This is a genomic window from Streptomyces sp. NPDC039424 (assembly GCF_055639495.1).
Genome location: NZ_JBVKAI010000018.1, coordinates 1 through 1,594, shown reverse-complemented (window position 1 = coordinate 1,594; position 1,594 = coordinate 1). Strand labels below are relative to the sequence as shown.

Genomic DNA, 1,594 nt, shown 5'->3' with positions numbered 1-1,594 from the left:
GCGGCCCGGTAACGCTCCTCGGCCTGCCCGTAATCCCCCCGCACTTGCGCGATCATGCCCAGCTGGTGATAGGTGGCGGCGATGGCGGACCGGTCACCCAACTCCTCCTTGATCGCGAGGGCGGCCCGGTAACGCTCCTCGGCCTGCCCGTAATCCCCCCGCAGCTGCGCGATGATGCCCAGCTGGTGATAGGTGGCGGCGATGGCGGACCGGTCGCCCAGTTCCTCGAAGATGGCGAGGGCGGCCCGGTAGTGTTCCTCCGCCTGCCCGTAATCACCGCGCTCTTCCGCGATCATGCCCAGCTGGTGATAGGTGGTGGCGATTGGGGCGCGGCCGCCCAGTTGCTCGAAGATGGCGAGGGCGGCCCGGTAACGCTCCTCGGCCTGCCCGTAATCCCCCCGCAGCTGCGCGATGATGCCCAGCTGGCCGTAGCTGTTGGCGATGCCGGAGCGGTGGCCCAGCTCCTCCTTGATCGCGAGGGAGGCCCGGTAGCGCTCCTCGGCCCGCCCGTAGTCCCCCCGCACTTGCGCGATCATGCCCAGCTGGTGATAGCTGGTGGCGATGGCGGAGCGGTTGCCCAGTTCCTCGAAGATGGCGAGGGAGGCCCGGTAGTGTTCCTCGGCCTGCCCGTAATCCCCCCGCACTTGCGCGATGATCCCCAGCTGGTGGACATACGCGGCGGCTGAACGGGAGCGGGCGGGAACCCACGTGAGGGTCTCCTCGATCAAGTGCTTTTCCCAGTCCCACGCTCCCTTGGTCTGCAACTGCGAGCAGACATTCTGTGTGACGGCGTCGGCTTGGTCGAGGTCGCCGGCCCGGTAGTGGTGATGCCGTACCTCGATGAGCTGGATGATGTCGTCGGCCGGAGACTGGGGCCACACGTTGACGCGCCACTGCCAATAGGCAGCGGCCTGACGGTGAGCGGCTTCGAGGGTGTCGGGGTGGGCGCGTTGCCGAAGTGCTTCGGCGGTCCAGTGGTGCACCGTCAGGCCGCTCGGCCTGCTTCCCGGCTCATGCTGGGGCGCGGGGGCTGGAGAGACCAGTCCGAGCTCCAGCAGCCGTTTCAAGGCGTACCCGGCCCGAGCGTCCAGGTCGACGGGAGGCCGCCGGAACTCCTCCCAGAGTGCTTCGTACTCGGCAATCGCCTCGGGCGGCAGCTCATAGTCGTTCTCCGGCCCTGCTCCGGCCGCACGGGCCTCGGTGATGTGCCTGGTCGCCGCCTGAAGACGCCGGCTGAGGGCGGGGTCGGGCTCAGGGGGTGTGGTGAGTTCCGACATCTGCCAGGCGGCCCCGGTGCGGTCGACCGGGGTGCGGTAGACCGCCAGGCCGTCCAGCAGCCGTCGCGCCCCGGGCACGTCCTCCAGCTGGTCGAGCAGGGTGTCGAGGAGGATGTCGTCCACGGTGAGGGTGATGGTCTCGGCCAGTGCCGTGTCCAGGTCCCCCCGCACGTCTGCCAGCCACCGCTCGGGGTCGGTGATGCCGCGGTTCTCCAGGGCGGCTTCCATCCGGTCGGCGATGTCGGGGAAGCGGGCCGGGCCGCCGCGCAGCAGGGCGTCGAGGTATTCCAGGGCCCGTGGGTGGCCTCCGACGTCGG

Annotated in this window: 1 protein-coding gene; it reads right to left on the bottom strand. The window is 69.7% G+C overall.

The genetic code is table 11. The features are described from left to right. A partial coding sequence (locus tag ACZ7L0_RS33250; RefSeq protein ID WP_471246408.1) for a tetratricopeptide repeat protein occupies positions 1-1,594 on the bottom strand: 1,594 nt, incomplete at both ends.